Source organism: Bradyrhizobium sp. LB13.1 (genome assembly GCF_054056815.1).
The window spans coordinates 3,887,126-3,911,550 of the sequence record NZ_JBSRYQ010000001.1 but is presented as its reverse complement, the minus strand read 5'-3'; the positions used below and the strand labels follow the sequence as shown (position 1 = coordinate 3,911,550).

Below are 24,425 nucleotides of genomic sequence, written 5' to 3'. Positions count from 1 at the left end.
TACGAATCTATGAGACCTTCTTGATGTCGGGCGGTTGCCATGCGCCTGTGCCCGGCGGCAGGATCGAGGGTGCTTCGGTCTTCGGCCAATAGAGCCGCATGACGAGGTAGATGTCCCCGTTCGGTGCAGGCAACCAATTGGATTCTTTGTCGGCGCCCGGTGATTTGTTCTGAATGTAGAGCGTCAACGAGCCGTCGGCGTTCATCTTCATGCCCGGCAGCATCGGCGAATTGATCAGGTAGCGGTTGATCGGGTTTTCGATCAGCAACTGCGTCTTGCCGTCGTACATCGTGACAGACCAAAAGGCGTCCACCGGCGGGAATTGTCCGGCAGGAAAAGTGAGGGTGTATTGGTGCTTCGAGCCGTCGAGGACCTCGCCATCAGCAAGCGTCTTCGTCATTGGATAAACGGCCTCGACCGCGTCGTTGCCATAGATGCCGCCCTTGGCTGCGGCAGCACGCTTCAGCCAATCGCCATTGTAGAACTGCCGGTCTCCAAATAATGATCCGATTTTCCATCCATTGACGTCTTTCTGTCCGCTGGCCAGATACTTTTCAACCTTCTCTTCGCCGTCTTTCATCCCCAGCCCGATTTCAAGCTTGTGCGTGATCGGAAGATTCTTGAATTCGAAGGTCTTGCCTGCACCGACGCCAATGCGCGCAAGCTTGGCGCGAATTTCCTTTTCCTCTGGTCCGGCTGGCGCGAACTGCAAGGCGAAGTCGAGATACTCGAAGAAGTTCTTCTTCACTAACTCCGCATTGGCTTTGGGAAAGTCGATCGCGGGCGCAGCGGGCGGTGCCGGCTGGTTGAGATAGGCCGACAAGGGTTGCGCCTTGTAGCCGGCCTGGACCTTCTCAACGTTCGGCATGTCTGCAGCATTGAAAAGTTGCGTGCGGTAGGCAACGGCCGAAAACTGCGTTGAGGACTGGAAGACCTTTTTGATGCCGGGCGGCGTGGCGCCCTGCCAATCGGGACCGACAACCATATAGTCACCGGCCTCGCTGCCGGTTGCGCGGCTACCGACATATCCGTAATTGAACGTATTGCCGTCGCACAGCATCACCGAGTAGTAGCGGCTCTTCTCGACAGCCGGCACTGAGAGAACGATCGGTTCGGCACGCAGATCGGTCCACAAGATCGAATACGGCGTGTCGCTATTGGGGGTTATGACGGCCGTGTCTTTGTAGGTGAAGACCCTCGCCTCGTTATTGATCTGATTGAACGGCGCCTTGAATTGTCCCGAGTTCCTGTCCACCGCATACTCGTCCATCACCGCGTAGTTCATGACGATGGGCAGCCCGTAGATGAAACCTTCCTCGGCGATGGCCTTTGCCTCACGGATATCCGGCCATTGCGCCTGCGCAACTTTGGGCGACAATGCACATATCGATCCCAATAAAGCAGCGGCCAGCGCTCTCGCTCGAATAGTCATGTGAATCTCCCATACCGACACGCACGCAAAAATAGTGCAGCGATGATTATTCTCGGAATAGCTTTGGCGGTCTATGCGAAAACGGCAACTTGCCGCAAGGCATTGTGGTTGCTGGATTAAAACGTGAACTGAAAAGCACTTTCCCAATACTGCCCCGCAAATCCGTTCTGAAAAGGCCGCTTTGAGTCAATCGCGTCGGTTCGCCCCTGGGGCGATGACTTCCGGTCTGACTGGGCAAGCGGACAGGGTCAGATCGGACCGGCACGTCTCGAACGGGCCCACTTGCCGAGCTCGCCGTGAGTGGCACGTCAGGCCGCCGCTTTATCCTCGCAAGCGGACATCCCGGATCTTTGAGTACCGTCCTAGGCCCTTCTCATCAGCTTGAGCGAGGCCGCGAGGCGCAGGCTGCGCTTGCCGGCGAGCGCGATGCCTTCGAGCTCGCCGCTGTCCGCCGTGCAGGTCCCGGAGAAGCCGATCCCGACCTCGTAGCCGCCGAACACGGGGTTTTCGCCTTTCGCCGGCGTATGCTCCTGGTTGAGCATCTCGCCCTTCCAGCGGCCGTCCGCCGAGGAATAGGAGCCGAGATAGTAGAAGAACGCATCTCCGCCCAGGATGCGGCCGTCGATCAGCAGCATGACACCGGAGAGTCCGGCATCGACACCGTCGAGCGCGCGCAAACTGATGCCGTAGAGCCCGTTGGCGATGCCACCCGCTCCGATCGTGCCGCGTGGCGGCAGCGCTCCATCGTCGAGCCGCGTCAGATTGGCCCAGAAATGCCCCCCCGGCATGGTGTCCGCGCTGCCCGCGAGACGAATCTGGTCGCCGATTAATCGCCCGCGTGCGCCGATCGAGGCGACATCCGCGCCCATCAGCGGCTTGTGGTGAGGATCGTCGTTATGCCGTTCGGTGATCACTTCGGCTACGATCTCGCCGTTGTCGCGCTCCTGATACGTTCCAAGGTGCGCGAACGCCGAATTGCCGCCCAGCATCTTGCCGTCATGCAAGCACATGATGCTGCGGCCGAACGCATCGTGGATGCCGTATTCAACCTTGTAAAGTCCGTCCAGCAACGCAATTGACCTGCAAATAAAAGGGAATGGCGGGCTAACTAGCACCGCCGCCGCACCAAGGCCATCCGGCTTTTCCGCGCAGGGCCATTCGCGGAGCCACGCTTGCCATGATGCCATCATGCCCCTGTTTTGCCCGACGGAGCAAGTTGCTTTCGCTAAATCCGCAATGAGCGATTTCACCCAAAAGGGTGATTTCAGCAGCCAAGTGATTTCAACGACTTGGCTACTGTGCATGGGGTTGTTTTTCGACTTTTTTGTTGCGGCCGGCGCTGGACGGCCCTCCTCATGCGTCAGTGACGCTTGAAATACTGCACCTCGCGCTCGTGCTTTTCGGCCGCAGCTCTGCTTCTGAATGTGCCGAGGTTGCGGCGCTTGCCGGTCTTGGGATTCACCTTGCGTGAATAGAGGCGGTATTCGCCGGATGCCAGTTTGCGGATCATAGTTGCACTCCGTTCTGTCTCGCCATCAACAGTGTACGGACGAGCCAGGTTCCGTCACGCTTGCCTGCCAACGGCCGAAAGACCGCTTCCCTCCGGCGACGCTCAGAAGCACAGCGTGGTGACGAGCTTGCCCTGCTTGTCCTTGATCGCATAGGGACAGCGCAGCCGCTCCAGCGCCTGCTTGGCATCCTCGTCGCCGAGCGCTGCGGCGCGCTCGTAATAGGATTTCGCGGCGTCCTTGTCCTTTGGTCCGCCGCGGCCTTCCTGCGCGAAGGCGCCCATCCGCTCCAGCGCGCCGGGATGGTTTTGCGCCGCCGCCTTCTCGAACAGCGCGCGCGCCGCGGCGTCGTCCTTCGCGCCGCCTGTGCCTTCGGAAAGCATCACACCGAGCTGGTACTGCGCCTCCGCATTGGTCTCAGCGGCCTTGCCGAGCAATGCGCGCGCCTGCGCGGGATCGGCCGGGGCGGCACCGCCGGTGCCGCCGAGCGCGGCGAGATTGCTGACGCCGCGGGGATTGCCGGCCTGCGCCGCCTTCTCGAACAATTTGCGCGCCTGCGCTTCATCTCTGGCGACACCGGAGCCGGTGCCGTAGGCCACACCGAGCTCGACCATTGCCGCACTCGATCCCTTGTCGGCGGCCTTGCGCCAGGCAGCCATCGCTTCGGCCGTCTGCCGGTTGGCCGCATAGGCGCGGCCGAGCGCGAACATCGCGCGCCGCGATGACGACGCGGCCTGCTTGCAGAACTTGATCGCGGTCGCGACGTCGGAAGCTGCAATCTCCGTCACGCCCCTCATGTCGGCCGGCTTGTCGGGATCGCTGGGATCGGCGGCGACCCGGTCGCACAGGACGAGATCGGCCGATTGCGCATGCGCCGACAACGGCACCGCAAGCGTGAGGAGGATGACAACGAGGAAGGTCCGCATGGACACTACGTTGGGTCCCCGCCCCGGCAAGTTCAAGGCTCGAGTCCCGATTGGCGCAGCACGGGGACGACCTCGGGCGACGCCAGGTAGCGCAGCAGCCGGTCCGCTGCGTCGGCTTGCTTTGCGCTGGCCATGCGGCCGGCGGAGAACACGGCCGGCGTTTGCAGGTCGTGCGGGATCGGGCCGATCACCTCGATGCCTTCGACCTGCTTCAGCTCGCTGATCTGCTGCACGGCGAGGTCTGCTTCGCCGCTCACGAGCCGCTCCGCGGTAAAGCCTTGCTCGACGATAGCAGCCTTGGCGCTGATCTCTGCCGCGATCCCCATCCGCACGATCAACTGCGCGAAATAAACCCCGCTCGCACCCAGCCGCGAATAGGCGACGGACCGCGCCGCGAGCAGCGTCTTGCGCAATGCGGCTTCGCTGGAGATGTCGGGATGCACTTGCCCTGCCCGCACCGCGATGCCGACGAAGGAGCGCGCCAGGTCGGCCGCGCTTTCGGCGACCACGCGGCCCTCGCCGATCATCTCGTCGAGCCCCTCACGGGTGAGGATCACGAGGTCGGCGGCCTCGCCGTCGCGCAGCCGCTTCAGCAAGGCCAGGGTCGGCGCGAAGTCGGCATCGATATGGATGCCTGTCGCGTCTTCGAAGGCGGAGGACAGGCTGCGCATCGCGCCCATCAGGCCGAGCGTCGAGAGCATGCGAATTTTTTCCATAAGCGATTCCTATCAGGCGCGGTGCATCAGCTTGAGGGCGGCGGTCAGGCGCAGGCTGCGCTTGCCGGCGAGCGCCGTCGCCTCCAGCACCGCCTGCTCAGCGTCATAGGTGCCGGAGAAGCCGATGCCGACCTCGTGGCCGCCGAAGATCGGATCGTCCTTGGCCGGCGTGTGCTCCTGATTGAGGATCTGGCCCTTCCAGCGCCCGTTGGCGGCGGTGTAGCTGCCGAGATAGTAGAACGAGGCATCGCCGCCGAGGATACGGCCCTTGTTGAGCAGCATCACGCCGGTGAGGCCGCCGTCGACGCCGTCGAGCAGGCGCAGATGCAAGGAGTAGAGCCCGTCGGCGATGCCGGCTTCGCCGACGCCGCCGGCGATCGGCACCTCGTCTTCGGTGATCGGCGTCATCAACGACTGGAAGGGCACGCCGGGCAGCTCTTTCAGCTCGCCCTTGAAACGATAGAGATCGCCGTCGGCCCAACCCTTGGCCAGCAAGGTCGCGTCGTCGGTCCCCGCCATGGCGCGGTAGCTCGGGTCGGGGTTGTGGCGAACGGTGCTGATCACGACCTCGACGCCGCCTTCGGTCTTGGCGTAGGTGCCGATATGGGCGAACGCCGAATTGCCGCCCAGCATCTTGCCGTTGCTGGCATGCATCACGCTTCGGCCGACCCCGTCGCCGAGTTGAAATCTCACCTTGTAGAAGCCTTCAAACACCAGCCGTCCCCGGCCCTGCGTGCATCCAGACGCACTCTATCCCGCTTTCGGCGGCGATGGACAAATTTCGCGCGATCGAGGTCCGAGGGGCCTCCGCAACGACTGTCATCAGAATGCAAAAATCCGCCGGAGTCTTTCGACTCCGGCGGATCAAAAGTCCAACCCGGGCCAGCCCCCAGCCCGGGCCGGGAGGATCTTAGGCCGCGGCCTTCTTGTCGGCCGGCACGGACGCGATCGTCTTCAGGATCTGCGAAGCGATCTGGTATGGGTCACCCTGCGAGTTCGGACGGCGGTCTTCCAGATAGCCCTTGTAGCCGTTGTTGGCGAAGGAGTGCGGAACGCGGATCGAGGCACCGCGATCGGCAATGCCGTAGCTGAACTTGTTCCACGGCGCGGTCTCGTGCTTGCCGGTCAGACGCTTGTCGTTGTCCGGGCCGTAGACGGCGATATGGTCCATGATGTTCTTGTCGAATGCCGCCATCAGCGCCTCGAAGTACTCCTTGCCGCCGACCGTACGCATATATTCGGTGGAGAAGTTGGCGTGCATGCCGGAGCCGTTCCAGTCGGTGTCGCCGAGCGGCTTGCAGTGGAATTCGATGTCGATGCCGTAGCTCTCGGTGAGACGCAGCAACAGGTAGCGAGCCATCCACATTTCGTCAGCGGCCTTCTTGGAGCCCTTGCCGAAGATCTGGAATTCCCACTGGCCCTTCGCAACTTCCGCGTTGATGCCTTCGTGATTGATGCCTGCCGCGAGGCAGAGGTTGAGATGCTCTTCGACGATCTTGCGCGCGACGCCGCCGACGTTCGCGTAGCCGACGCCGGTGTAGTACGGACCCTGCGGCGCGGGATAGCCCGAGGCCGGGAAGCCGAGCGGACGGCCGTCCTTGTAGAAGAAGTATTCCTGCTCGAAGCCAAACCAGGCGCCGGAATCGTCGAGAATGGTCGCGCGCTTGTTGGTGGAGTGCGGGGTCTTGCCATCGGGCATCATGACTTCGCACATCACGAGCGCGCCGTTCTCACGCGCGGCGTCGGGATACACGGCGACCGGCTTCAGCACGCAATCGGAGCTGTGGCCCTCGGCCTGCTGGGTGGAGGAGCCATCGAAGCCCCAGAGCGGAAGCTGCTCGAGCGTGGGGAACGACGAAAATTCCTTGATCTGAGTTTTGCCGCGCAAGTTCGGAGTCGGCGAATATCCGTCGAGCCAGATGTACTCGAGCTTGTACTTGGTCATTGAGCCTCTCTGTAGATGATGCGAAAGGTGGGGGCCGTAGGCCCCCGCACGATTGTTTACCCGGCCACCATCGGCCGACCCTTCACAAGCATTTAACGTGCCAAAAGGCCGCAGTGCGGGAGGTTTTCCACCGCTACCGGCCTGCCCTCGCTCGAGGCAGATCGACCACCGCGGCGTGCGTCATAGCGGCGCACCTTTGCGTGAAGCTGCACCGCAAAAATCCCGCTGAAAACGCCTGATTCTGGAGCAGGCGAACGCGTGCCGGAGGTTGCCGATGAAACGCGCATCAGCGTCCAGCAATTTTCGCAAAGGCGCTGGCCCCGGCCCGCAACCTTTGGAATGGCCAACGCGTTGGTCACGGCCATGGTGCCTTGGGGGATGCAGAAGGCTTCTTGCCTACAAAATGGGCTGCAACTGATTTCCTTTTCAGCACTTTGCATTTCAGGATGCGCGGCCGATATGGGGAATCCAGTAACCACAATCGAACGAGTCGGGCGCACCATGGAGGCGATCGCCTGGGCCGGAGGAGAAATCGAAATGATGAACAATGGTCTGAGTCACGGATCTGCAACGATCTACCAATTCCCTGTCGGGGGGCCGCGCGGCGCTCGCAGGACGCCGCCACGGTGAAACCGGCCTCGCCGATCACGTCTCTCTCCCCGTGAACGAGACTATCTGCAGCGGCAGCTGGTATCATCAGGACGCGATCGACGAAGCCAAGCCGAAATGGGATCGCTGATGCCTGTGGTCGGTTTGATATCGCCGCGCTCTCTTGGGCGACCGGCGGCAGTTTGAAAAAGGGTCGAAACAACGATGTTTCGGCCCTTTTTGATTCCTGCGGGATTGCCGCCGTTCAGATCCCCGCACAAGCCGTGACCGGCCGCTTCAGATGCCTGACGGTGGTGCTCCCGGTCTTGCCGATCACAAGCGTGATCCCCGCCCCCGAATAGCGCGCGCCGGAAACCGTCAGCCGCTTGGCGAGCGTGACCGGCTCGCCGTCGATCTGGAGGAAGGCGCGCTTGTCCTCGTCATAAAACCCAACGATGAACTGCGTACCATCGGCGCAGCGATAGCTCCGGAACGTCTGCGCATCGGCCTGCCGTGCACCGATAATTCCGCCCGCCAGCATGGTGACCGCCAAAAGAATGGCCTTGTGCCGGCCCATGATCGCCCCCTGTAATAGATCTCAAGGACGCCCGTCGCGCGTCCATGGAACCATAACCCAAGCTGATCTCATGCAAGACTCTTTACAAGACTCCTCTTTACAAGTTGCCCCCGCTCGCCACCTCGCCCTGCAAGGCGCCAGCAATTTTCGCGACCTCGGCGGCTATCCGACCGCAGATGGCCGTACCACGCGCTGGCGGCACATCTTCCGCTCCAACCATCTCGGCCAGCTCACCGTCGCGGATATCGAGATCGTCCGTGCGCTCGGCGTGCGCAGCGCGTTCGACTTTCGTGGTGTCGAGGAGCGGACGGCGGACGTCTGTGTGGTGAACGAGATCGCCGTGCATTCACTGCCGATCGAACCGACGGTCGTGGCCGCATTGCGCGCCGAGCTCGCCCGGGGCTCGCTGACCGCGCCGGTCGCGCTCGAACTCATGCGCGAATCCTATCGCAATTATGTCCGCCACAACACGGCCAGTTTCCGCAACCTGTTCGGTCATCTCCTGGAGGACCGCGCCCCGCTCATCATTCACTGCACCGCCGGCAAGGATCGCACCGGCTTTGCCAGCGCGCTCATCCTGCATGCGCTCGGCGTCGCCGACGAGGTCATTGCCGAGGACTACCTGCTGACCAACCAGCACTACAAGCGCGATGCGACGGCCGCCACCGATCTGCCCGAGGACGTCCGCAACGCCATCGGTAACGTCGATGCCTCGTATCTTGCCGCGGCTTTCGAAGCCATCGGCAAGGAATATGGCGATCTCGAAACCTACTTGCGCGACGGCCTCAAGCTCGGCACGCCGGAGCGGACCGCGCTGAAGGCGCGTTATCTGCAATCGTAAGCGCCGTAAATCTCAATCGGCCGCGCCGGGAGAACGACGATGCAAGGCAAGGTTCTGATCGTGACCGGAGCACTCGGCGCACTTGGAAAAGTCGTCGCCGAGGCCGCGCAGTCGCGCGGCGCGCGCGTCGCCGGCATCGACCATGCGCCATCGCAAATCTCCGCGACGCCTGAACGCATCGAGATCGGCGGCGTCGATCTGTCCGACGCGGCGCAGGCGAAGACGGCGGTCGATGCGGCCGCGAAGCACTTCGGCAAGCTCGATGGGTTGATCAACATCGCCGGCGGATTCGCGTTCGAGACCATCGGCGACGGCGACATCAAGACATGGCAGCGCATGCATGCGCTCAACGTGCTGACGGCGCTCAACGCCTCGCACGCGGCGCTGCCGCATCTGGCCGCCTCCAATGCCGGTCGCATCGTCAATATCGGCGCCATGGGCGCGCTTCAGGCCGGCTCGGGCATGGGCCCCTATGCGGCGTCGAAAGCCAGCGTCCATCGCCTCACCGAGGCGCTTGCGAGCGAGTGGAAAGGCAAGGTCACGGTGAACGCAGTGCTCCCTTCGATCATCGACACTAAGGCCAACCGCGCCGACATGCCGAAAGCGGACTTCGCCAAGTGGGTGACGCCCCAGGAGCTCGCGGAGGTCATCCTGTTCCTCGCCGGCGATGCCGCAAGCGGCGTCACCGGCGCGCTGATCCCGGTGGGCGGGCGGGTTTAGTCGCATACCGGCTTGATTGTCTCTGCCCCTGCTCCGATTCAATCGGGACCAGGAAAGCTCTACACTGCCCGCAACTGATTCTCCGATCGGACGTGCCGTGGAAACCACGCTCTATCTGCCTGTCAAACGCTTCCTCGAAGAGCTGGGCTTCACGGTCAAGGGCGAGATCGTCGGCTGCGATCTCGTGGGCCTCAGCGCCGGCGATCCGCCTGTCGTAGTGATCGGCGAGCTCAAGCTCGCCTTCAATCTCGAGCTGATTCTTCAGGCGGTCGACCGCGCACCCGCCGGCGACGAGGTCTGGATCGCCGCAAAGATGTCAGCGCGCGGCAAGGGACGCGAGACTGACGCGCGCTATCGCAATCTCTGCCGCCGTCTCGGCTTCGGTATGCTCGGAGTGACCGACCGCGGCCAGGTCGAGGTGCTGGTGAAGCCGCCGACGGCAGCTCCGCGCCGTGAGCCGAAGGTGCGTTCGCGCCTGGTCGCAGAGCATCAGCGCCGCCAGGGCGATCCTGTGCTCGGCGGCAGCACCCGCGCGCCGATCATGACGGCCTATCGGCAGCAGGCTCTCGCCTGCGCCTCGGAGCTTGCGGCCGGCCCGCGGCGCGTGGTCGAATTGCGCCAACGCTGTCCCGATGCCGGCAAGATCATGCTTAACAATGTGTATGGCTGGTTCGAACGCACGGAGCGGGGAATCTACGGGCTGACCGAGGCCGGACGCGCGGCGCTGAAGCGCTGGCCGCAACAGCGGGCTGAGGTTGTTGAGGGTGTCGCGTCACCGCCCTGACACCCAACCGGTGCATAGCTGAGCTGCCACATGAAATTCATATTGCAATGCAACATGGACGGCACTAGGTATCCCGGCATCGAAACGAGGCCGTTATGAACACAGACTGGAATACCAAATATGGCACGCGGCGCGTGCGCCACGATCCGCCGACCCTGGACGAGGCGATCTTCGCCGCCGTCGGCATCACCGACGATCAGGAGCAGCAGGCCGAGATCGCCGCAGCCCTGATGGGCATGCCGCTCGATGTCGTCCAGGCCGAGGTCAAGAAGCAGGTTCGCACCAACAGCCGCATCACCTCGACCCGCGTGATCGCCGGCGAACAGGGCGCGCAGCGCTCGGTGGTGGTCGAACGCCGCGTCGTGCGCCGCTTCGGCAACGACAAGCGCACCGGCACCTGAGCGCTCAGTTCTCTGTTTCCAATACGTCAGTTCTCTGTTTCCAATACGAAAGCGGACCAGTTTTGCCGGTCCGCTTTTTTGATTCCAGTCGGCTGTTTCAGGTCAGGCGGCGCGATTGCCATAGATGCTGGAGATGATCTTCCAGCAGGTCGAGTTGAAGCTGAGCAGAGCGCGGCCGGCCGTGAATGGCGAGGCGGCGAGATCGGCGAGTTCGTCCTCAGGTGCCCTGGCGAGATCGATCGTCCCGGTCGATTCGCCATGACGGAATTGCAGATCCGCCCCGAACTTCCTGGCGAGCGCCCGCATTGCGTGATTCTCGGCGCCCGTGGTGATGCGCAGGCGCTTGTAGCCTTTCCAGCGCGCTTCCGCGATCAGGCGGCTGAACAGCACGGTGCCGACGTTCTGGCGCCGCGCTGAGGCCTCCACGCTGAAGGCGACCTCGGGCAGTGAATCGTCCTCAGGCGGATGCAGCTCGGCTGCACCGCGGACCACGCCGTCGACGATGTAAGCGACGATCACAGTGCCGTCCTCGGCACAGCGGGCGGCGTAACGCTCGATAAAACTGTCGTCGAGAAAACCGTTGAAACGGTCGTGCCGGCTTCCGGCATCGAGCCTCAGCAGGTGATCGCGCAAAAGCGGCAATTCTTCCTGTTGGCTCAAGGTCCGCACATAGCCCTGAACGGACTTCGTGCGGTTGGTTTCTTCAAGTGCGAAATCTGCTTCGAGTGACAAGTCTAAACTCCTCTTGGTGTCCCTCGAGGAGGCGTTCGAATCCCTAGACCTCCAATATTGTGCATCGCAACAAATTTTTCAAGACGGGAACCTGCCCAAGTTTCGGGCATCGGAAACGACTAATTCGTTAACAAAATCAATCCCCCGTATTCATATGAGGACCAGCTGGGTCTGGGTCACCACCGCGACCAGCTTGCCGTCCTCAGTCTCCAGCCGGGTGGTCCAGACCTGGGTCCGCCGGCCCCGGTGGATCGGGGTAGCGGTTGCGACGATCGTGGTTCCCTCCTTGGCTCCGCCGATGAAATTGGTCTTACTCTCGAGTGTGGTCGTGCCCGTGGCGTCCTCCGGCAGATTGATCACGGTGGCCGCAGCGCCAACGGAATCGGCCAGCGCCATCACTGCGCCGCCGTGGATGGTGTGGTGAAGGGTGCAGAGATCCGGCCTGACCATCATCCGCGCCACCACGCGATCTTTCCCCGCCTCGACGAACTCGACGCCCTTAAGCTCGGCGAACGGCATCTTCATCGCTTTAAGTTTCTCGAGCGGCGTCATCGGATCTCCTCCCAATTCATTGTTGTCTCAGCGTGAATTGCTTCGCGCGGCAAAGCAATGACGTCCGAGGTAATCGCTGCCGTGACATTGGACGAAGCGTTTGCGCATATGGTGCCGCCATGCGCCACTTCACGGCAGCCCCTTCTCAAGTCACCGCATTCACGACCTGATACTCCGGCCGCCGCCACACCTCGCCCGCGATCACCTCCTCGATGATCTCGGCTGCCTTCATTACCTCGGCCTCGCCGATATACAGCGGCGTGATGCCGAACCTCATGATGTCAGGCGCGCGGAAATCGCCGATGACGCCACGAGCGATGAGGGCCTGCATCGCGGCATAGCCGCCCTCGAAGGCGAACGAGACTTGCGAGCCGCGGCGCACGTGCGCACGCGGTGTCACCAGCTTCAGCGAAGGACAGCGACGTTCGACCTCGGCAATCAGGAGATCGCCGAGCGCCAGCGAGCGGGCCCGGACCTCCGCGATATCGACCCTGTCCCAGATATCGAGCGAGGCCTCCAGCGCCGCCATCGCCAGCACTGGAGGTGTCCCGACGCGCATGCGCTCGACGCCGCCCGCAGCCGCATAGGCCAATTCGAACGCGAACGGCTTTGCGTGGCCCATCCACCCCGACAGCGCGGCGCGCACGCTGTCGGCGTGGCGCGGCGCGACGTAGAGGAAGGCCGGCGCGCCAGGGCCAGCGTTGATGTATTTGTAGGTGCACCCGGCGGCGAAATCGGCGCCGGTGCCGGCAAGGTCAACCGGCAGTGCGCCGGCCGAATGCGCGAGGTCCCAGACCGTGACAATGCCGAGCGCATGCGCTCTTGCAGTCAGCTTCGCCATGTCGTGGCGTCGTCCGGAGCGGTAATCGACCTCGGTGATGTAGAGCACCGCGATCTCCTCCGACAACGAAGCCTCGATCTCCTCTGGCGCCACCAGGCGCAATTGATGGCCACGGCCGAGCGTCGCGATCAGGCCTTCGGCCATGTAGAGGTCGTCGGGAAATTGCCGGCGTCTGACAGGACGACCTTGCGCGACGCGTTCATGTCGAGCGCGGCCGCGAGCGCTTGATAGACTTTCAGCGACAGAGTATCGCCCACCATCACTGAGCCGGCTTCCGCACCGATCAGTCGTGCGATGCGATCGCCGACATGGCGCGGCTGGGCATACCAGCCCGCGCTGTTCCAGGCGCGGATCAACTGGTCGCCCCACTCGGCGGTGATGACGCGGCTGACGCGCTCGGCAACGCCAAGCGGCAACGCGCCGAGCGAATTGCCGTCGAGATAGATTACACCATCGGGCAAATGGAACAGCGCTTTGGTGTCGTCGTAGACGCGAAGCTTGGTCATGAAAATCTCTACAGGATCGTGCGCACGCGCCAGAGTTCAGGGAACAGCTCCACTTCCAGCATGCGCTTGAGATAGCTGACGCCGCCGGTGCCGCCGGTGCCGCGCTTGAAGCCGATGACGCGCTCGACCGTCGTCACATGGTTGAAACGCCAGCGCCGGAAATAATCCTCGAAATCGACCAGCTTCTCGGCAACCTCGTAGAGCATCCAATGCGTTTCCGGCGCCTCGTAGACGATACGCCAGGCCTGCAGAACGCCTTCATTGAAGCTATGGGTCTCGCGAACATCGCGCGCCAGCACGGCCGCAGGCATCTTGAGCCCGTTGCGGTCGGCGAGCCGCAGCACCTCGTCATAGAGGCTTGGCATCGCCAGTTCGGTCTCGAGCAGCTGCGTGGTTTCCACATCGTGCGCGTGCGGCTTGAGCATGGCGTGGTTGCGGTTGCCGAGCAGGAATTCGATCAGCCGGTATTGCCGCGACTGGAAGCCTGAGGACTGGCCAAGCTGCGAGCGGAAGCGCGTGTACTCGCTGGGCGTCATGGTGCGCAGCACGTCCCAGGCATTGTTGAGCTGTTCAAAGATGCGCGACATCCGTGCCAGCATCTTCATCGCGGGGGCGACGTCGTCCTTTCCGATCGCGCGGCGTGCGGCGCTGAGCTCGTGGATAGCGAGCCGCATCCAGAGTTCGGTGGTCTGATGCTGGATGATGAACAGCATCTCGTCATGCGCTTCCGAGAGCGGATGCTGCGCGCCGAGAATGGCGTCCAGCGCCAGATAGTTGCCATAGGACATGCGCCGGGCGAAATCGGTCTCGGCGCCGTCGCTTGCGGGATCGTAGTCGTTGGACGTCATGACAGGCCCTTTCGATCGATCTTCCAGGCCTCGTCAGTCGAGGCCGATCAGGCGTGCGGTGATTGGCGATGACGGGTCCTTGAGGGCGTCGATCACGGTGAAATGGTTCAGCCCGGGATCGACAACGAGACGCGTCGACACGTCGAATCCAGTCCAGACATTGGCCATCAGATCGGACTGGCGAATGAATTCGGGTCGCTCGTTGCCGCCGACCCAGGCGGTCACGGGCGAATGCCCGCGCGGCAGATGCAGCGCCGCGCTTTCCAGCGTCGCCTCCTCCGTCGTCATGCGCAGCGTTTCGTTCATCCTGGTCTTGAGCAGCGGACGCAGATCATGCAGCCCGCTGATCGAGAGCGTGCCGACGATGCGGTTGAAGACGGCGGGCTCGAGCCGGCTATCATCGCACAGCATGCGCGTGACGAGATGCCCGCCGGCGGAGTGGCCGGCGAGCCGGATCGGGCCTGCGACGAGCGAAGCCGCCTTGGAGATGGCGGCGGTGATCTCGGCGGTGACGTCTGAGATGCGCGCGGATGGCGCCAGCGTGTAGCTCGGCAATGCCACCGTCCAGCTGTGTTGGCGCGCGCCTTCGGCGAGATCAGTCCATGTCGATTTGTCGAAGCGCATCCAGTAGCCGCCGTGGACGAACACGACGAGGCCCTTGCTGTCGCCGTCGGGCAGGATCAGGTCGAGGCACTGGCGCTCAGCCGGGCCATAGGCGATGTCAGCGCGAAAATCTTTCAGACCGGCGCGGTAAGCCGCCGCCCGCTCCGTCCATTGCGCCGGCATCTTGTCCGAGCCCGGGATATGGGCTGAATTGGCGTAAGCATCATCCCAATCGCGCATCGCTGCTTCCTCGACGGACTCAGGCCTTGTGGACCTGACGCCAGTCTGCCACCTGCGCGGGCGGCATCCTAGTCTTTAGTTTAAGCTTAAAGGATTTGGGGCGCCGGTGGATTGGGCAGGCGAAGCTTTGTCTGGTTCGTTCCCCGGGCGCAGCGCGAAGCGGTGCGCTGCTGAACCGGGGTCCAACGTGTGCGGTGACGTGGGTCCCGGCTCTGCGGCGCACAGCTTCGCGCTACGCCGCAGAGCCGGGACACGAGACCTACCCCTTCTCGACCCCGCACCAATCCGCGATGAACAGCGCCATCGCCTTGGTCGTCTTCCTTAGCGAGTCCAGATCGACGAATTCATTGAAGCCGTGCATCTCGCCGCCGCTCGCGCCGAAGCAGAGGCTTGGGATACCGTGATTGAGGCCATAGAAGCGGGTGTCGGTGAGCGCGGTGAAGACGAGGTCTTCGACCTCGCCGCCATAGACGGTGTTGAAGGCCTTGCCGAACGCCGCCTCGGGCGCGGCGGCGTCAGTCAGTTCATACCCCTCCGACAAGAAGCCCGACCATTCGATCTCCGGCGGATTGTTGGCGAGAAAGCGGTGGTTGCGCGCGGCAGCCGCAACGCAGGCCATGATCTCCTTCTGGTGATCGGCGATCGACCAGCCTGGCAACACTGCAATGCGGCAATCGACGTCGCACCAGGCCGGCACGCTGGAAGCCCAGTCGCCGCCCTTGATGATGCCGGGGTTGAAGTTGATGGGATGGTTCAGCGTCTTGAAGTGCCGATCGGCTTTCGCACGCTCGTTCCACTCGACCTCAAGCTTTTGCAGCGACTGGATCAAATGATAGGCAGCCATGATTGCGTTCGCGCCGGAGCCGGCGAAGGCAACGTGGGTCGGATGGCCCTTCACGCGCAGACGAAACCAGATCACGCCGACCTGCGAGCGCACCATCTTGCCGCCGGTCGGCTCAGGGATGAAGCAGGCGTCCGCACGATAGCCGCGCTGAAGCGTCGAGAGCGCACCGACGCCGGTGCTCTCCTCCTCGATCACGGACTGGAAATGAATCCGCGCCGTCGGCTTGAGGCCCGCGACCTTGATCGCATCGAGCGCTGACAGGGCTGCGATGGTGCCCGACTTCATGTCGCAGGCACCGCGGCCGAACATCTTGCCGTCCTTGATGACGGGCGAGAATGGCGGGGTGTCCCACAGTTCCAGCGGCCCCGCGGGCACGACGTCGCAGTGGCCCTGCAGGATCAGCGATTTGCCGCCATTCGTTTGCGGACGATAGGTCCCGACCACCGAGCGCGCCTTCGAGAAGTCATGCTCGATGGGCCCGAAGCCGCGCAGATCCTTGAGGTCGTCGACATTGATGTGCCAGTCGTCGACCTCGTAGCCGCGCTCGCGCAGAAGGTCGCCGATCATGTCCTGGCACGGTCCCTCCGCCCCGCGGGTCGAGGGGATCGCGACGAAATCGCTTGTGATCGCAAGCTGGGCTTCGAAGCCGGCGTCGACGGCGCCAAGAATCCTCTGCTGCGTTTCGGCATTCATCAGGCAACTCCAATTGGGCATTCAGATCATCGATGGAGCGCAAGCTAGCCGATTTCAGCCGTTCGGGTACTCTGCAAAATAGGCATCCCGCAATGCATCTTCGAGCAGCCGGCCCTCGGAATAGCCATTCAGTGTCGCCGGCCGGCTCACGCCCTCGAGCAGCCGCGGGCAAGGTTCCGGCGCGCCGAGCACGGTGCGCACCGGAATGCGCTCGGCATAGATCGGCAATTCGTAGTCCTCGTCATCGTCGGCGACACCCTTGGCACGGACTTTCGCGGAGGCTTCCTCGATCTCCATCGCGATGAAGGAGGTCGCCTTGATCTCCTGCGTATTGGTCGCCCGCAGGCTTGCGGTGCGATCCGGGAAGAAGCGGTCGACCATGGCGATCACCGCGCGCTCTTTCTCCTCTGGATCGGTGACGAGATAGGCGGTGCCGAACGCCATCACCGCACGGTAGTCGGCCGAGTGATTGAACCCGCAGCGTGCCAGCACCAGGCTGTCGAGATGGGCGACCGTCAGGCACACGCGTTCGCCCTTGGTCTGGTTGCGCAGCATGCGGCTGGCGCTCGATCCGTGCCAGTACAGCTTGGTCCGTTCGCGCCAGAAGAAAGTGGGTGTGCAATAGGGTTGGCCGTCGATCGCGTAAGAGACATGGCAGAGCATCGAGGAATCCAGGATGCGATGAACGGTATCGTGATCGTAGAAGCCGCGGTCGTGACGGCGCTTCACCTGGTTGCGCGCGGACGTCGGATAGGAATTTTGGCTCTCGGTCTGGCTCACGGCCGCTCCTGTCGGACTGGTACAATTCCCGAGCAGTTGTAGCCCCTGGGTTTGGTCTGCGATAGTGCCAATTCCATGCAAAAAATTCCGACCAATTCTGTCCCTTCGCCGGCCAAGGCCGAGCTGCCGCTCGACCTCACCGGTCCGCACATCACGGCCGCCGCCTCGTCGGCGCACCGGCTGTATCAGGCACTGTGCGAGATGATCGTCGGCGGCCTGGTGAAACCCGGCGAGCCGCTGCCGCCGTCGCGCACGCTGGCCAAACAGACCGGCTTTCGGCGCAACGCCGTCGTCACCGCCTATGAGCGCCTGATCGCCGACGGCTTTGCCGACGCCACCGTCGGCTCCGGCACGTTCGTCGCCGCGCGTATCCCCGCGCGCGCGGCCGAGCCGAAGCGGCCGAAGATCATCGTCGAAACGCCGGGGCAAGGCGCGTTTTCGCTCGGCTGCACCCATATCGACGCGCGAGCCGTGCAGCGTTTCCGCGCCTTCGTCGGCCGGCGCATGCGCGCCTTCGGCGCGGAGCATCTGCATTACGGCGATCCTCGTGGAAGCCGCGAGCTGCGTGCCGCCATAGCCGATCATCTTTTGTCAGCGCGGGGCCTGCGCTGCGATCCCGATCAGATCATGCTAACGTCAGGCACGCTGCACGCGCTGCGCATCGTGCTGAGCGCGATCCTGAAGCCGAACGACCAGGTTTGGTGCGAAGACCCCGGCTACCCGGCTGCGCGGAAAACCATCGCGCATTGCGGCTATCGCGCCGTGCCCGTTCCCGTCGACCCGCACGGCATGCGTGTCGCCAGGGGCCGCAATGCGGCGCGGTCCGCGCGCGCAGCCTATGTGACGCCGTCGCACCAGTTTCCGCTGGGCGTGCAGATGTCGATGCCGCGGCGGCTCGAGCTGCTGGACTGGGCGAAGCAGGCTGGCGCCTTCGTGCTGGAGGACGATTACGACAGTGAGTTCCGTTATGACGGCGCGCCGCTGATGTCGCTTGCCGGCATCGATCACCTCCAGCGCGTGATCTACATGGGCACCTTCGCCAAGACGCTGTTTCCGGGCCTGCGCATCGGCTATTGCGCCCTGCCCGAGCGCCTGATCGCGGATGTCACCGCCGCGCGGGCCGCGCTCGACCGGTTTCCCGGCACGCTGATGGAGGGCGCGGTGGCCGACATGCTCAACTCCGGCGCGTTTGCCGCGAACCTGAAGCGGGTGCGCAAGCTGTACCGCGAGGCGCGTGACGCGCTGGCCGAGACCCTGGAAGCCGCATCCGACGGCGTGCTGTCGGTGCCGGTCCCGTCACAGGGCCTGCATCTCGTCGCCCGGTTCGAGCCCTCGGTCGACCTGCCTGTGGCCGCAGAAGCCAAGCAGGCCGCCGGCGCTGAAGGCTGGCTATTGGCCGACACCTATTCACGGGCACGTCCCTGCCCGGTTTCGTGCTGGGATTTTCCGGCCACTCGGTTCCGAAGCTGGTGACATCCGCCGAGCGGCTCGCGCGGGAATCGCGCGCGGCCTTGCGTGCGAGGAGCAAGCCGGCCCGGCGGGCATGACGAACGTTCACTATGAGAATCGGCTGCCGCTCCCTACATTGCGGCATCGATGGGGACCTCACACCATGCTGCTGCGCCGTGCGACTTGCCTCTCGCTCCTGATCTCCATCGCACTCGCCGCGACGGCGCACGCAGGCACGATCGGACGCGAGCAGGACATCGTCGATCTCAAGCTCGGCCAGCGCGTTCAGGTGGATGACGGAACCTGCCCCGCTGGACAGATCAAGGAAGTGCGCGGCGCCAAGATGACCGAGAAGGGCGTGGCGCGGACCAGCGCCTGCGTGCCGCGACACGGTCCAAGATCGAGATGACGGCTACGACTTGGCCGGATCGAACATGCATTGCAGGGTCGGCTTGGCGATTTTGGTGAAGGTCGGCCCGATCTCGCCTTGCTTGGACGTCGGCACCCAATCGGTCTCGATCGTCGGCACGCCGGTTTCGCTGATGCCGCGCAGCAGTGCCTCGCGCAAATCCCGATCCTCGACGACCGCGGCGGCATGGTCGTGCAGGCAGCCGCAGACTTCCTCCGGATGTTCCCAGCGCCCGAGCATGCGCGGCGCACACTGACGCACGAATTCGGTGCGGGGATCCGGCAGCCTCGCGGGCGAACGCACCTGGGCCTGGGCGGCACTGATCGTCAGAACAGATATGAACGCCGCAGCGCCGAAACGAACAAGCATGATGGCCTTTATCGGCTGTTTTTTCGTTGTTGGCGATCAGAAGCGCGCGGCGACCACGATCGGCTGCGGCGCAGTGGTCGTGATTGGCGAGCCGCTGTACCGGAAGGTGCCGACACCCGGGAGATTGCCGTCCGGCGAGCCCGCGAATGAGGAGCCGGCGAGCACGAAACCAAAAGCAAGGATGAGGCTGAGCGTGCGCATGGACTTGTCTCCGAATTCGGTGGCCGGCGGTGAGCCGTCGTCGTTGTGAGGTTGATAACCATGGGCGGTTTCGCGTGTGATGCGCCAAAGGCCGAAAATGGTTTCATCTCCGTGAGAATTGTTTCGTCCCGCTCGGGGCGACGACACATTCGACGGAAAATCTCAGTGTTTTCAAATGGGTCGTACCGCTGCCCAATGTCGTTGGCAGGTTCCGTGCGAGCTCGGACGTGCGCCGGACGATAGGCGCCGTCATGGTCCCGCCTCGCACGCTTCACATGCATTTTACGTTTTTCTGCTGAAGAGAAGCCGAACGAAGGCTGGGCCCTGTTGAACCGGGGGCGCTTCGGCTGCGACCCAAGCCATCGAAACCTGGAGTCCGGATCACCGGGCGCGTTCATTTGAGGAATGGCCATCATGATGGCGCAAGATCGCGCAACGCCGCGCGATGCGGACCTACGGACAGACCGCGGAGATCAACGACCCGTTCGCAGCGGCGCCACCTCGTCGGGCGAAATGGTGCTGCAATCGAGCCGCGGCTTTGAGGCCGTGCCACAGATGTTCGTGCGGCTGACCGGCTCGCATCTTGCAAAGCCCCGCGCCTGCCGCGCAGGCATCACTGAGTGAACGCAAACGTCATTGAGTGAACGCAAGCGCGTCACTGAGTGAAGAATTCGCCGCACTTCTGGACGTTTGCGTCCGCAGGCCCCCATGGCATGATCGGTACGGTCGAGGTCGAGTTCTTCGGTGAACCCTCGATCAGCCTGTCCGAATAAACCATGTAGACCAGCACGTTGCGCTTGGCGTCACAGCCGCGAACGATCTGCATCTTCTTGAAGAACAGCGAGCGGCGCTGGCGGAACATGTCGTCGCCCTGCTCCATCTTGTTCTTGAACTTGATCGGGCCGACCTGACGGCAGGCGAGCGAGATGTCCGAAACCTCCTCGGCAAGGCCCAACCAGCCCTTGAAGCCGCCCTTCTCAGGTATCGTGAAATGACAGGCCACGCCCTCAACCTCAGGATCGTCCAAGCCGTAGGTCGCGAGCTTGTCGTTCGGGCTCATCCATTTGAACACGGTCGAGCGGCGGAAGATCAGATCGGGCTCGTCCGCGGCGGAGGCGGACGTAGCCGACCAGGTCAGCGCCAGGAGGAATAAAGCGAGGCCTTTCAAGCGGATGCCGGAAAGACCGGGGAAACGAGATGACATGAAGCTCTCCGGTAACAAGTCCCTGCAATGTAGACATATGGCGGCCGATCAGGAAGACGGCCCGCAATCCGACAAGCCCGCCGTTTACCGCTCCGTGAGGCTTTCTTGTTACGGTTTGGACAAAAGTAGCTGATGGCAGAACTGCCGTGCTGGTGAACGCGTATCCCCTCTGAGAGACTAACACCTGATTTGGATTGTGGATTGGAAGATGAATAGCGTGAAAGGGTCCGGTTTTTCTGCCAAACCGACGCGGCTTTGGCAGGTCGCCATTTTGACGGCGGCGGGTGCAATCGGTACGGCAAGCCAGGCAGACGCAGCGTTTTATTACTGGACGGATTATTCCGACGGGTTCTACGGGCGCCAGGAGCGCCATTCCGAAGTCCCGCGCCAGAAGCCACAGAAGCGCGGCGCGGCCGGCAAGAAAGGCGTCCTTGCCGAGAAAGAAGCCGGCGCGAAACCGCAAGGTCCTCTCGTCATCGTCGTCTCGATCGACCGGCAGAAGGTCACGGTCTACGACACCAACGGCGTGTTCGCGGAGTCCCCGGTGTCGACCGGCATGAAGGGCCATTCGACGCCGATGGGTGTGTTCAGTGTCATCCAGAAGCATAAATTCCACCACTCCAACATCTATAGCGGCGCGCCGATGCCGTACATGCAGCGGGTCACGTGGTCCGGCATCGCCATGCATGCCGGCGTGCTGCCGGGCTATCCGGCCTCCCATGGCTGCATCCGCATGCCGATGGCGTTCGCGGTGAAGATGTGGAACTGGACCAGGATGGGCGCGCGCGTGATCGTTTCGCCCCGCCAGATATCGCCGCAGAACTTCTCACATCCGCTGCTCGCCTCCGTGCGCGTGCCGCCGCAACCCGCGGCCAGCCTGGAGCCGCAGACCAATGCCAGCGACAAGGCCGACAAGGACGCGGCCAATAACTGGGCCGCCGAAGCCAAGCCGGCTGAAACGAAGACCGCCAGCGCCGACGGCGCTCTCGAGCTGCGCTCGTCGGTAGGCCACACCGTAATGTCGGACGTGACCACCGGCAATGCGCCGGCCCGCGGCGAAGCCGCGGCATCGACCCAGACCGAGCCGACGGCAAAGCCTGAGACCAAGACCGCTGAGGCATCTGACGCGGCCAAGCCACAGGAACCCGCGAGCACCGAAGCGAAGCCTGTCGAAGCCGCGGAGGCGCTTAAAGAAACGACCAAAGAAACGACCAAGGCTTCGGCGGCTGCCGGAGACAAGATAGAGGCTGCCAAGCCTGACGCCGTAAAGTCTGACGCCGCAAAGTCTGACACCGCAAAGTCCGAGCCCGCGAAGACGTCCGATGCACCGGCCACCGCGCCGGCACAGGCCGCCATGCCCGACGTCACGAAGGACGAAACCCGCGCCGCCGATCCGGCGCCGGCCGCAAAGCCGGAAGCGCCCAAGCGCGCCGGCCAGATCGCGGTCTTCATCAGCCGCAAGGATTCCAAGCTCTACGTGCGGCAGAACTTTGCGCCGCTATTCGAGGTGCCGGTCACGATCGCAGCGAGCGATCGGCCGCTCGGCACGCATGTCTTCACCGCCGAAGTCGACAAGGCCGATGCCAATGCGCTGCATTGGTCGGTGGTGTCCTTGCCGGTGTCCGTCCGCTCTGCCGCGCGCGAAGATGACGGCCGCGCGACACGCCGCCAGCGTGGTGCCGCCGTCATCCCCGTCGCCATCAAGCCGGTGGTGACACCGGACAGCCCGGCCGAGGCGCTCGACCGCGTCGCGATCCCTGCCGACACCATGGTCAAGATCAACGAGATGCTGACGTCGGGCGGATCGATCATCATCTCCGATCAGGGCATCAACCAAGGCGAGACCGGCGAAGGCACCGACTTCATCGTGCGGCTCTATTGAGAGTTCGCCGCGTCAGATCGCGTCAGATAACGTGGTGTTGAGCAGGGTGATCGCCGCGGCGGAGTAAGGTGAGTCCCGGATCAGGTCGGGGGACGCCGCCATGCTGAACCGCAGGACCATGCTCGCCGCGCTTCTGACGACGGCCGCATCCGCAACGCGCGCGTTGGCCAACGGCGGCATGAGCCGTATACCAGCCTACGCCTTTTCCTTCCCTGCATTGTCAGGCGACGACATCCGCCTTGCGGCTTTCACCGGCAAACCGCTGCTGGTGGTCAACACCGCTTCGCTCTGCGGTTACACGCCACAATATGCCGGCCTGCAAGAAATCTGGAGCGAGTTTCGCGAACGCGGGCTCACCGTGATCGGCGTTCCCTCCAACGATTTTGGCGGACAGGAGCCCGGCGGCATCAGCGAGATCTCGGAGACCGCGCACCACCAATATGGCGTCACCTTCCCGATTGCGGCCAAGGCCGTCGTGGTCGGTGCGAAGGCGCATCCATTCTACAAATGGGCGGCAGAGGCGCGGCCAAAGGAGGTCCCGAAATGGAACTTCCACAAATATCTGATCGGCCGTGACGGCTACATCGCCGACGTCTTTGCATCCACGGTCGAGCCGGCCGACACGCGGATCAAGACGGCAATCGCCAAGACGCTGGCCGACAGCTGACGGGCCGCAGCCCAATCCGGTTGGGCACAATTGTGGTGAGGCGCCAAACAGCCGTTGCAATGGCGAGGGCCCACCATCTAGGCTAGGATTGTTTGGGGCAGGATGGTTTTGCCGGAAGCGAAAAGCCACGGCAGAACAACGGGATCAATCTCGAGGACAACACCATGCGTGTGGCAGCAGGACTGATTTTGGCAAGCGCGATGTCAGTTGCGTTGACAGGCGCGGCTTGGTCGCAGACCCCCGCGGCAAAACCTGCAGCCGCTACCCAGGCGGCACCCGCTCCAGCACCTGCTGCTCCCGCGGCTGCAGCCGCCGCACCGGCGCAACCGGCCTTCCCACCGCCGCCGAAGCAAGCGCCGCAGCCTGCCCGTGCCGCCTGCAACACGCCCGGCGCACTCGGCGTCGCCCGCACCGTCGAGATCGACACCACGGGTGGCCCCGGCTTTGGCTTCGAGCATTTCAAGGAGCTCGACTTCCTGCGCGACAAGGAGGTGGTGCTGACCTTCGACGACGGTCCATGGCCGAAGAACACACCCGCGGTGCTGAAGGCGCTCGCCGACGAATGCACCACCGGCATCTTCTTCTCGATCGGCAAGCACGCGACCTATGAGCCGGAGATCCTGAAGCAGGTCTACGCGGCCGGCCACACCGTGGGCACCCACACCTGGTCGCACGCCAACCTCAACAACAAGAAGCTCAGCGAGCAGCAGCGCAAGGAAGAGATCGAGAAGGGTCTTTCCGCGGTGAAATGGGCGCTCGGCGGCATCTCGCCCTCGCCGTTCTTCCGCTTCCCGGCGCTCCAGCACCCGCCGGAGATGGTCACCTATCTCGGCAACCGCAACGTCGCGATCTTCTCCTGCGACATCGACTCCTTCGACTTCAAGGCCTCGAAGCCCGAGAAGGTGATCGAGACCGTGATGAAGAAGCTCGACAGCAAGGGCAAGGGCATCATCTTGATGCACGACTTCCAGAAGCATACGGCGGAGGCCCTGCCCGAGTTGCTCAAGCGCCTGAAGGCGGGCGGCTACAAGGTGGTGGCGATGCGCGCCAAGTTCCCCGCCTCGTCGCTGCCCGAATACGATCAGGAGCTGCTCAAGGACGTCAAGCTGCCGACAGTCAGCACCCGGCCGGTCAACAGCGTCGTCACGACAGTTTCCGAATAGCCGG

Annotated in this window: 27 protein-coding genes and 3 pseudogenes; 11 read left to right on the top strand and 19 right to left on the bottom strand. The window is 63.4% G+C overall.

The annotated features are described in order from the left end of the window. Positions 1-7 precede the first annotated feature (7 nt). The 8 genes from ACVWYI_RS18440 to ACVWYI_RS18405 all read right to left on the bottom strand — a co-directional run bounded on the left by ACVWYI_RS18440 (position 8) and on the right by ACVWYI_RS18405 (position 7,075). Positions 8-1,432 (bottom strand): DUF1254 domain-containing protein, encoded by a 1,425-nt coding sequence (locus ACVWYI_RS18440; protein WP_354052964.1) that lies wholly within the window; start codon positions 1,430-1,432, stop codon positions 8-10. A gap of 362 nt (positions 1,433-1,794) precedes the next feature. Further along, positions 1,795-2,502 carry a GrlR family regulatory protein gene (locus ACVWYI_RS18435; RefSeq protein ID WP_456662816.1) on the bottom strand — a complete coding sequence of 236 codons (708 nt, stop codon included), beginning with the start codon at positions 2,500-2,502 and terminating at the stop codon, positions 1,795-1,797. A gap of 290 nt (positions 2,503-2,792) precedes the next feature. Beyond that, positions 2,793-2,942, bottom strand: a complete 150-nt coding sequence (locus ACVWYI_RS18430; protein ID WP_007591825.1) for a hypothetical protein — start codon at positions 2,940-2,942, stop codon at positions 2,793-2,795. Positions 2,943-3,044: 102 nt separating this feature from the next. Further along, positions 3,045-3,866, bottom strand: a complete 822-nt coding sequence (locus tag ACVWYI_RS18425; RefSeq protein ID WP_456664541.1) for a tetratricopeptide repeat protein — start codon at positions 3,864-3,866, stop codon at positions 3,045-3,047. Positions 3,867-3,898: 32 nt separating this feature from the next. Next, positions 3,899-4,582 (bottom strand): substrate-binding domain-containing protein, encoded by a 684-nt coding sequence (locus tag ACVWYI_RS18420; RefSeq protein ID WP_456662815.1) that lies wholly within the window; start codon positions 4,580-4,582, stop codon positions 3,899-3,901. 12 nt (positions 4,583-4,594) lie between these two features. Then, positions 4,595-5,296 carry a GrlR family regulatory protein gene (locus tag ACVWYI_RS18415; RefSeq protein ID WP_247346557.1) on the bottom strand — a complete coding sequence of 234 codons (702 nt, stop codon included), beginning with the start codon at positions 5,294-5,296 and terminating at the stop codon, positions 4,595-4,597. 196 nt (positions 5,297-5,492) lie between these two features. Then, a complete protein-coding gene (locus tag ACVWYI_RS18410) occupies positions 5,493-6,527 on the bottom strand; it encodes a glutamine synthetase beta-grasp domain-containing protein (protein ID WP_247443494.1) in 1,035 nt (344 codons plus the stop codon). 92 nt (positions 6,528-6,619) lie between these two features. Further along, positions 6,620-7,075 carry a hypothetical protein gene (locus ACVWYI_RS18405; protein WP_456664631.1) on the bottom strand — a complete coding sequence of 152 codons (456 nt, stop codon included), beginning with the start codon at positions 7,073-7,075 and terminating at the stop codon, positions 6,620-6,622. Here ACVWYI_RS18405 and ACVWYI_RS18400 point away from each other — a divergent pair. Next, positions 7,065-7,266 (top strand): annotated as a pseudogene (locus ACVWYI_RS18400) (DUF2735 domain-containing protein). The gene ACVWYI_RS18405 and the pseudogene ACVWYI_RS18400 sit on opposite strands and share 11 nt — an antisense overlap. 114 nt (positions 7,267-7,380) lie before the next feature. On the opposite strand, the gene ACVWYI_RS18395 reads toward ACVWYI_RS18400, so the two are convergent. After that, on the bottom strand, positions 7,381-7,692 hold the full coding sequence (locus ACVWYI_RS18395; RefSeq protein ID WP_354103599.1) for an MliC family protein: 312 nt from the start codon (positions 7,690-7,692) through the stop codon (positions 7,381-7,383). Between the two features lie 70 nt (positions 7,693-7,762). Here ACVWYI_RS18395 and ACVWYI_RS18390 point away from each other — a divergent pair, with 70 nt between their 5' ends. The 4 genes from ACVWYI_RS18390 to ACVWYI_RS18375 all read left to right on the top strand — a co-directional run bounded on the left by ACVWYI_RS18390 (position 7,763) and on the right by ACVWYI_RS18375 (position 10,438). Then, positions 7,763-8,533 (top strand): tyrosine-protein phosphatase, encoded by a 771-nt coding sequence (locus ACVWYI_RS18390; protein ID WP_456662814.1) that lies wholly within the window; start codon positions 7,763-7,765, stop codon positions 8,531-8,533. 39 nt (positions 8,534-8,572) lie between these two features. Continuing rightward, positions 8,573-9,253, top strand: a complete 681-nt coding sequence (locus ACVWYI_RS18385) for an SDR family oxidoreductase (protein ID WP_456662813.1) — start codon at positions 8,573-8,575, stop codon at positions 9,251-9,253. A gap of 97 nt (positions 9,254-9,350) precedes the next feature. After that, complete coding sequence (locus ACVWYI_RS18380; RefSeq protein ID WP_247346547.1) at positions 9,351-10,037, top strand: DUF2161 domain-containing phosphodiesterase; 687 nt, start codon at positions 9,351-9,353, stop codon at positions 10,035-10,037. Between the two features lie 95 nt (positions 10,038-10,132). Beyond that, positions 10,133-10,438 (top strand): hypothetical protein, encoded by a 306-nt coding sequence (locus ACVWYI_RS18375; protein ID WP_247346545.1) that lies wholly within the window; start codon positions 10,133-10,135, stop codon positions 10,436-10,438. 102 nt (positions 10,439-10,540) lie between these two features. Here the strand turns inward: ACVWYI_RS18375 and ACVWYI_RS18370 are convergent, their stop codons facing one another. The 7 genes and pseudogenes from ACVWYI_RS18370 to ACVWYI_RS18340 all read right to left on the bottom strand — a co-directional run bounded on the left by ACVWYI_RS18370 (position 10,541) and on the right by ACVWYI_RS18340 (position 17,077). Beyond that, the gene (locus ACVWYI_RS18370; protein WP_456662812.1) at positions 10,541-11,170 is read right to left on the bottom strand and encodes an N-acetyltransferase family protein; all 630 of its coding nucleotides are present in this window, start codon (positions 11,168-11,170) and stop codon (positions 10,541-10,543) included. Positions 11,171-11,320: 150 nt separating this feature from the next. Then, on the bottom strand, positions 11,321-11,722 hold the full coding sequence (locus tag ACVWYI_RS18365) for a PaaI family thioesterase (RefSeq protein WP_354103602.1): 402 nt from the start codon (positions 11,720-11,722) through the stop codon (positions 11,321-11,323). A gap of 145 nt (positions 11,723-11,867) precedes the next feature. After that, positions 11,868-13,069, bottom strand: a pseudogene (kynU, locus tag ACVWYI_RS18360) (kynureninase). Between the two features lie 8 nt (positions 13,070-13,077). Continuing rightward, positions 13,078-13,917, bottom strand: a complete 840-nt coding sequence (gene kynA, locus ACVWYI_RS18355) for a tryptophan 2,3-dioxygenase (protein ID WP_456662811.1) — start codon at positions 13,915-13,917, stop codon at positions 13,078-13,080. A 33-nt stretch (positions 13,918-13,950) separates the two neighbouring features. Further along, positions 13,951-14,760 carry an alpha/beta hydrolase gene (locus tag ACVWYI_RS18350; protein ID WP_456662810.1) on the bottom strand — a complete coding sequence of 270 codons (810 nt, stop codon included), beginning with the start codon at positions 14,758-14,760 and terminating at the stop codon, positions 13,951-13,953. A 259-nt stretch (positions 14,761-15,019) separates the two neighbouring features. After that, the gene (locus ACVWYI_RS18345; RefSeq protein ID WP_247443484.1) at positions 15,020-16,297 is read right to left on the bottom strand and encodes an ArgE/DapE family deacylase; all 1,278 of its coding nucleotides are present in this window, start codon (positions 16,295-16,297) and stop codon (positions 15,020-15,022) included. 54 nt (positions 16,298-16,351) lie between these two features. Continuing rightward, a complete protein-coding gene (locus ACVWYI_RS18340; protein ID WP_247443481.1) occupies positions 16,352-17,077 on the bottom strand; it encodes a pyridoxamine 5'-phosphate oxidase family protein in 726 nt (241 codons plus the stop codon). Between the two features lie 75 nt (positions 17,078-17,152). Here ACVWYI_RS18340 and pdxR point away from each other — a divergent pair. Together pdxR and ACVWYI_RS18330 are read left to right on the top strand one after the other, a co-directional pair. Further along, positions 17,153-18,624: pseudogene (gene pdxR / locus ACVWYI_RS18335) on the top strand (MocR-like pyridoxine biosynthesis transcription factor PdxR). 65 nt (positions 18,625-18,689) lie between these two features. Next, on the top strand, positions 18,690-18,935 hold the full coding sequence (locus tag ACVWYI_RS18330; protein ID WP_456662809.1) for a DUF6719 family protein: 246 nt from the start codon (positions 18,690-18,692) through the stop codon (positions 18,933-18,935). A gap of 3 nt (positions 18,936-18,938) precedes the next feature. Here ACVWYI_RS18330 and ACVWYI_RS18325 read toward each other — a convergent pair whose 3' ends face one another. After that, positions 18,939-19,304, bottom strand: a complete 366-nt coding sequence (locus ACVWYI_RS18325; RefSeq protein ID WP_247443474.1) for a hypothetical protein — start codon at positions 19,302-19,304, stop codon at positions 18,939-18,941. 36 nt (positions 19,305-19,340) lie between these two features. After that, positions 19,341-19,505 (bottom strand): hypothetical protein, encoded by a 165-nt coding sequence (locus ACVWYI_RS18320; RefSeq protein ID WP_247346471.1) that lies wholly within the window; start codon positions 19,503-19,505, stop codon positions 19,341-19,343. 414 nt (positions 19,506-19,919) lie between these two features. Between ACVWYI_RS18320 and ACVWYI_RS18315 the strand changes: the two genes are divergently transcribed. Beyond that, the gene (locus ACVWYI_RS18315; RefSeq protein WP_354103856.1) at positions 19,920-20,129 is read left to right on the top strand and encodes a hypothetical protein; all 210 of its coding nucleotides are present in this window, start codon (positions 19,920-19,922) and stop codon (positions 20,127-20,129) included. 31 nt (positions 20,130-20,160) lie between these two features. Here the strand turns inward: ACVWYI_RS18315 and ACVWYI_RS18310 are convergent, their stop codons facing one another. Next, on the bottom strand, positions 20,161-20,709 hold the full coding sequence (locus ACVWYI_RS18310; RefSeq protein WP_456662808.1) for a CreA family protein: 549 nt from the start codon (positions 20,707-20,709) through the stop codon (positions 20,161-20,163). A 208-nt stretch (positions 20,710-20,917) separates the two neighbouring features. Between ACVWYI_RS18310 and ACVWYI_RS18305 the strand changes: the two genes are divergently transcribed. From ACVWYI_RS18305 to ACVWYI_RS18295, 3 genes are all read left to right on the top strand, one after another. Then, the gene (locus ACVWYI_RS18305) at positions 20,918-22,591 is read left to right on the top strand and encodes a L,D-transpeptidase family protein (RefSeq protein WP_456662807.1); all 1,674 of its coding nucleotides are present in this window, start codon (positions 20,918-20,920) and stop codon (positions 22,589-22,591) included. Between the two features lie 100 nt (positions 22,592-22,691). Further along, positions 22,692-23,258, top strand: a complete 567-nt coding sequence (locus ACVWYI_RS18300; RefSeq protein WP_247443468.1) for a glutathione peroxidase — start codon at positions 22,692-22,694, stop codon at positions 23,256-23,258. Positions 23,259-23,422: 164 nt separating this feature from the next. Continuing rightward, entirely contained in the window at positions 23,423-24,421 is a 999-nt protein-coding gene (locus ACVWYI_RS18295) for a polysaccharide deacetylase family protein (RefSeq protein ID WP_456662806.1), read from the top strand. The last annotated feature ends 4 nt before the right edge of the window (positions 24,422-24,425 follow it).

Excerpts from the sequence above, each read along its gene's own strand:
- ACVWYI_RS18375 (WP_247346545.1), top strand. The coding sequence starts at position 10,133 with ATGAACACAGACTGGAATACCAAATATGGCACGCGGCGCGTGCGCCAC.
- ACVWYI_RS18395 (WP_354103599.1), bottom strand. The coding sequence starts at position 7,692 with ATGGGCCGGCACAAGGCCATTCTTTTGGCGGTCACCATGCTGGCGGGC.
- ACVWYI_RS18310 (WP_456662808.1), bottom strand. The coding sequence starts at position 20,709 with ATGTCATCTCGTTTCCCCGGTCTTTCCGGCATCCGCTTGAAAGGCCTC.
- ACVWYI_RS18365 (WP_354103602.1), bottom strand. The coding sequence starts at position 11,722 with ATGACGCCGCTCGAGAAACTTAAAGCGATGAAGATGCCGTTCGCCGAG.
- ACVWYI_RS18320 (WP_247346471.1), bottom strand. The coding sequence starts at position 19,505 with ATGCGCACGCTCAGCCTCATCCTTGCTTTTGGTTTCGTGCTCGCCGGC.
- ACVWYI_RS18315 (WP_354103856.1), top strand. The coding sequence starts at position 19,920 with ATGATGGCGCAAGATCGCGCAACGCCGCGCGATGCGGACCTACGGACA.
- ACVWYI_RS18345 (WP_247443484.1), bottom strand. The coding sequence starts at position 16,297 with ATGAATGCCGAAACGCAGCAGAGGATTCTTGGCGCCGTCGACGCCGGC.
- ACVWYI_RS18300 (WP_247443468.1), top strand. The coding sequence starts at position 22,692 with ATGCTGAACCGCAGGACCATGCTCGCCGCGCTTCTGACGACGGCCGCA.
- ACVWYI_RS18440 (WP_354052964.1), bottom strand. The coding sequence starts at position 1,432 with ATGACTATTCGAGCGAGAGCGCTGGCCGCTGCTTTATTGGGATCGATA.
- ACVWYI_RS18410 (WP_247443494.1), bottom strand. The coding sequence starts at position 6,527 with ATGACCAAGTACAAGCTCGAGTACATCTGGCTCGACGGATATTCGCCG.
- ACVWYI_RS18420 (WP_456662815.1), bottom strand. The coding sequence starts at position 4,582 with ATGGAAAAAATTCGCATGCTCTCGACGCTCGGCCTGATGGGCGCGATG.
- ACVWYI_RS18430 (WP_007591825.1), bottom strand. The coding sequence starts at position 2,942 with ATGATCCGCAAACTGGCATCCGGCGAATACCGCCTCTATTCACGCAAG.
- ACVWYI_RS18350 (WP_456662810.1), bottom strand. The coding sequence starts at position 14,760 with ATGCGCGATTGGGATGATGCTTACGCCAATTCAGCCCATATCCCGGGC.
- kynA (WP_456662811.1), bottom strand. The coding sequence starts at position 13,917 with ATGACGTCCAACGACTACGATCCCGCAAGCGACGGCGCCGAGACCGAT.
- ACVWYI_RS18385 (WP_456662813.1), top strand. The coding sequence starts at position 8,573 with ATGCAAGGCAAGGTTCTGATCGTGACCGGAGCACTCGGCGCACTTGGA.
- ACVWYI_RS18425 (WP_456664541.1), bottom strand. The coding sequence starts at position 3,866 with ATGCGGACCTTCCTCGTTGTCATCCTCCTCACGCTTGCGGTGCCGTTG.
- ACVWYI_RS18305 (WP_456662807.1), top strand. The coding sequence starts at position 20,918 with ATGAATAGCGTGAAAGGGTCCGGTTTTTCTGCCAAACCGACGCGGCTT.
- ACVWYI_RS18325 (WP_247443474.1), bottom strand. The coding sequence starts at position 19,304 with ATGCTTGTTCGTTTCGGCGCTGCGGCGTTCATATCTGTTCTGACGATC.
- ACVWYI_RS18390 (WP_456662814.1), top strand. The coding sequence starts at position 7,763 with ATGCAAGACTCTTTACAAGACTCCTCTTTACAAGTTGCCCCCGCTCGC.
- ACVWYI_RS18330 (WP_456662809.1), top strand. The coding sequence starts at position 18,690 with ATGCTGCTGCGCCGTGCGACTTGCCTCTCGCTCCTGATCTCCATCGCA.
- ACVWYI_RS18295 (WP_456662806.1), top strand. The coding sequence starts at position 23,423 with ATGCGTGTGGCAGCAGGACTGATTTTGGCAAGCGCGATGTCAGTTGCG.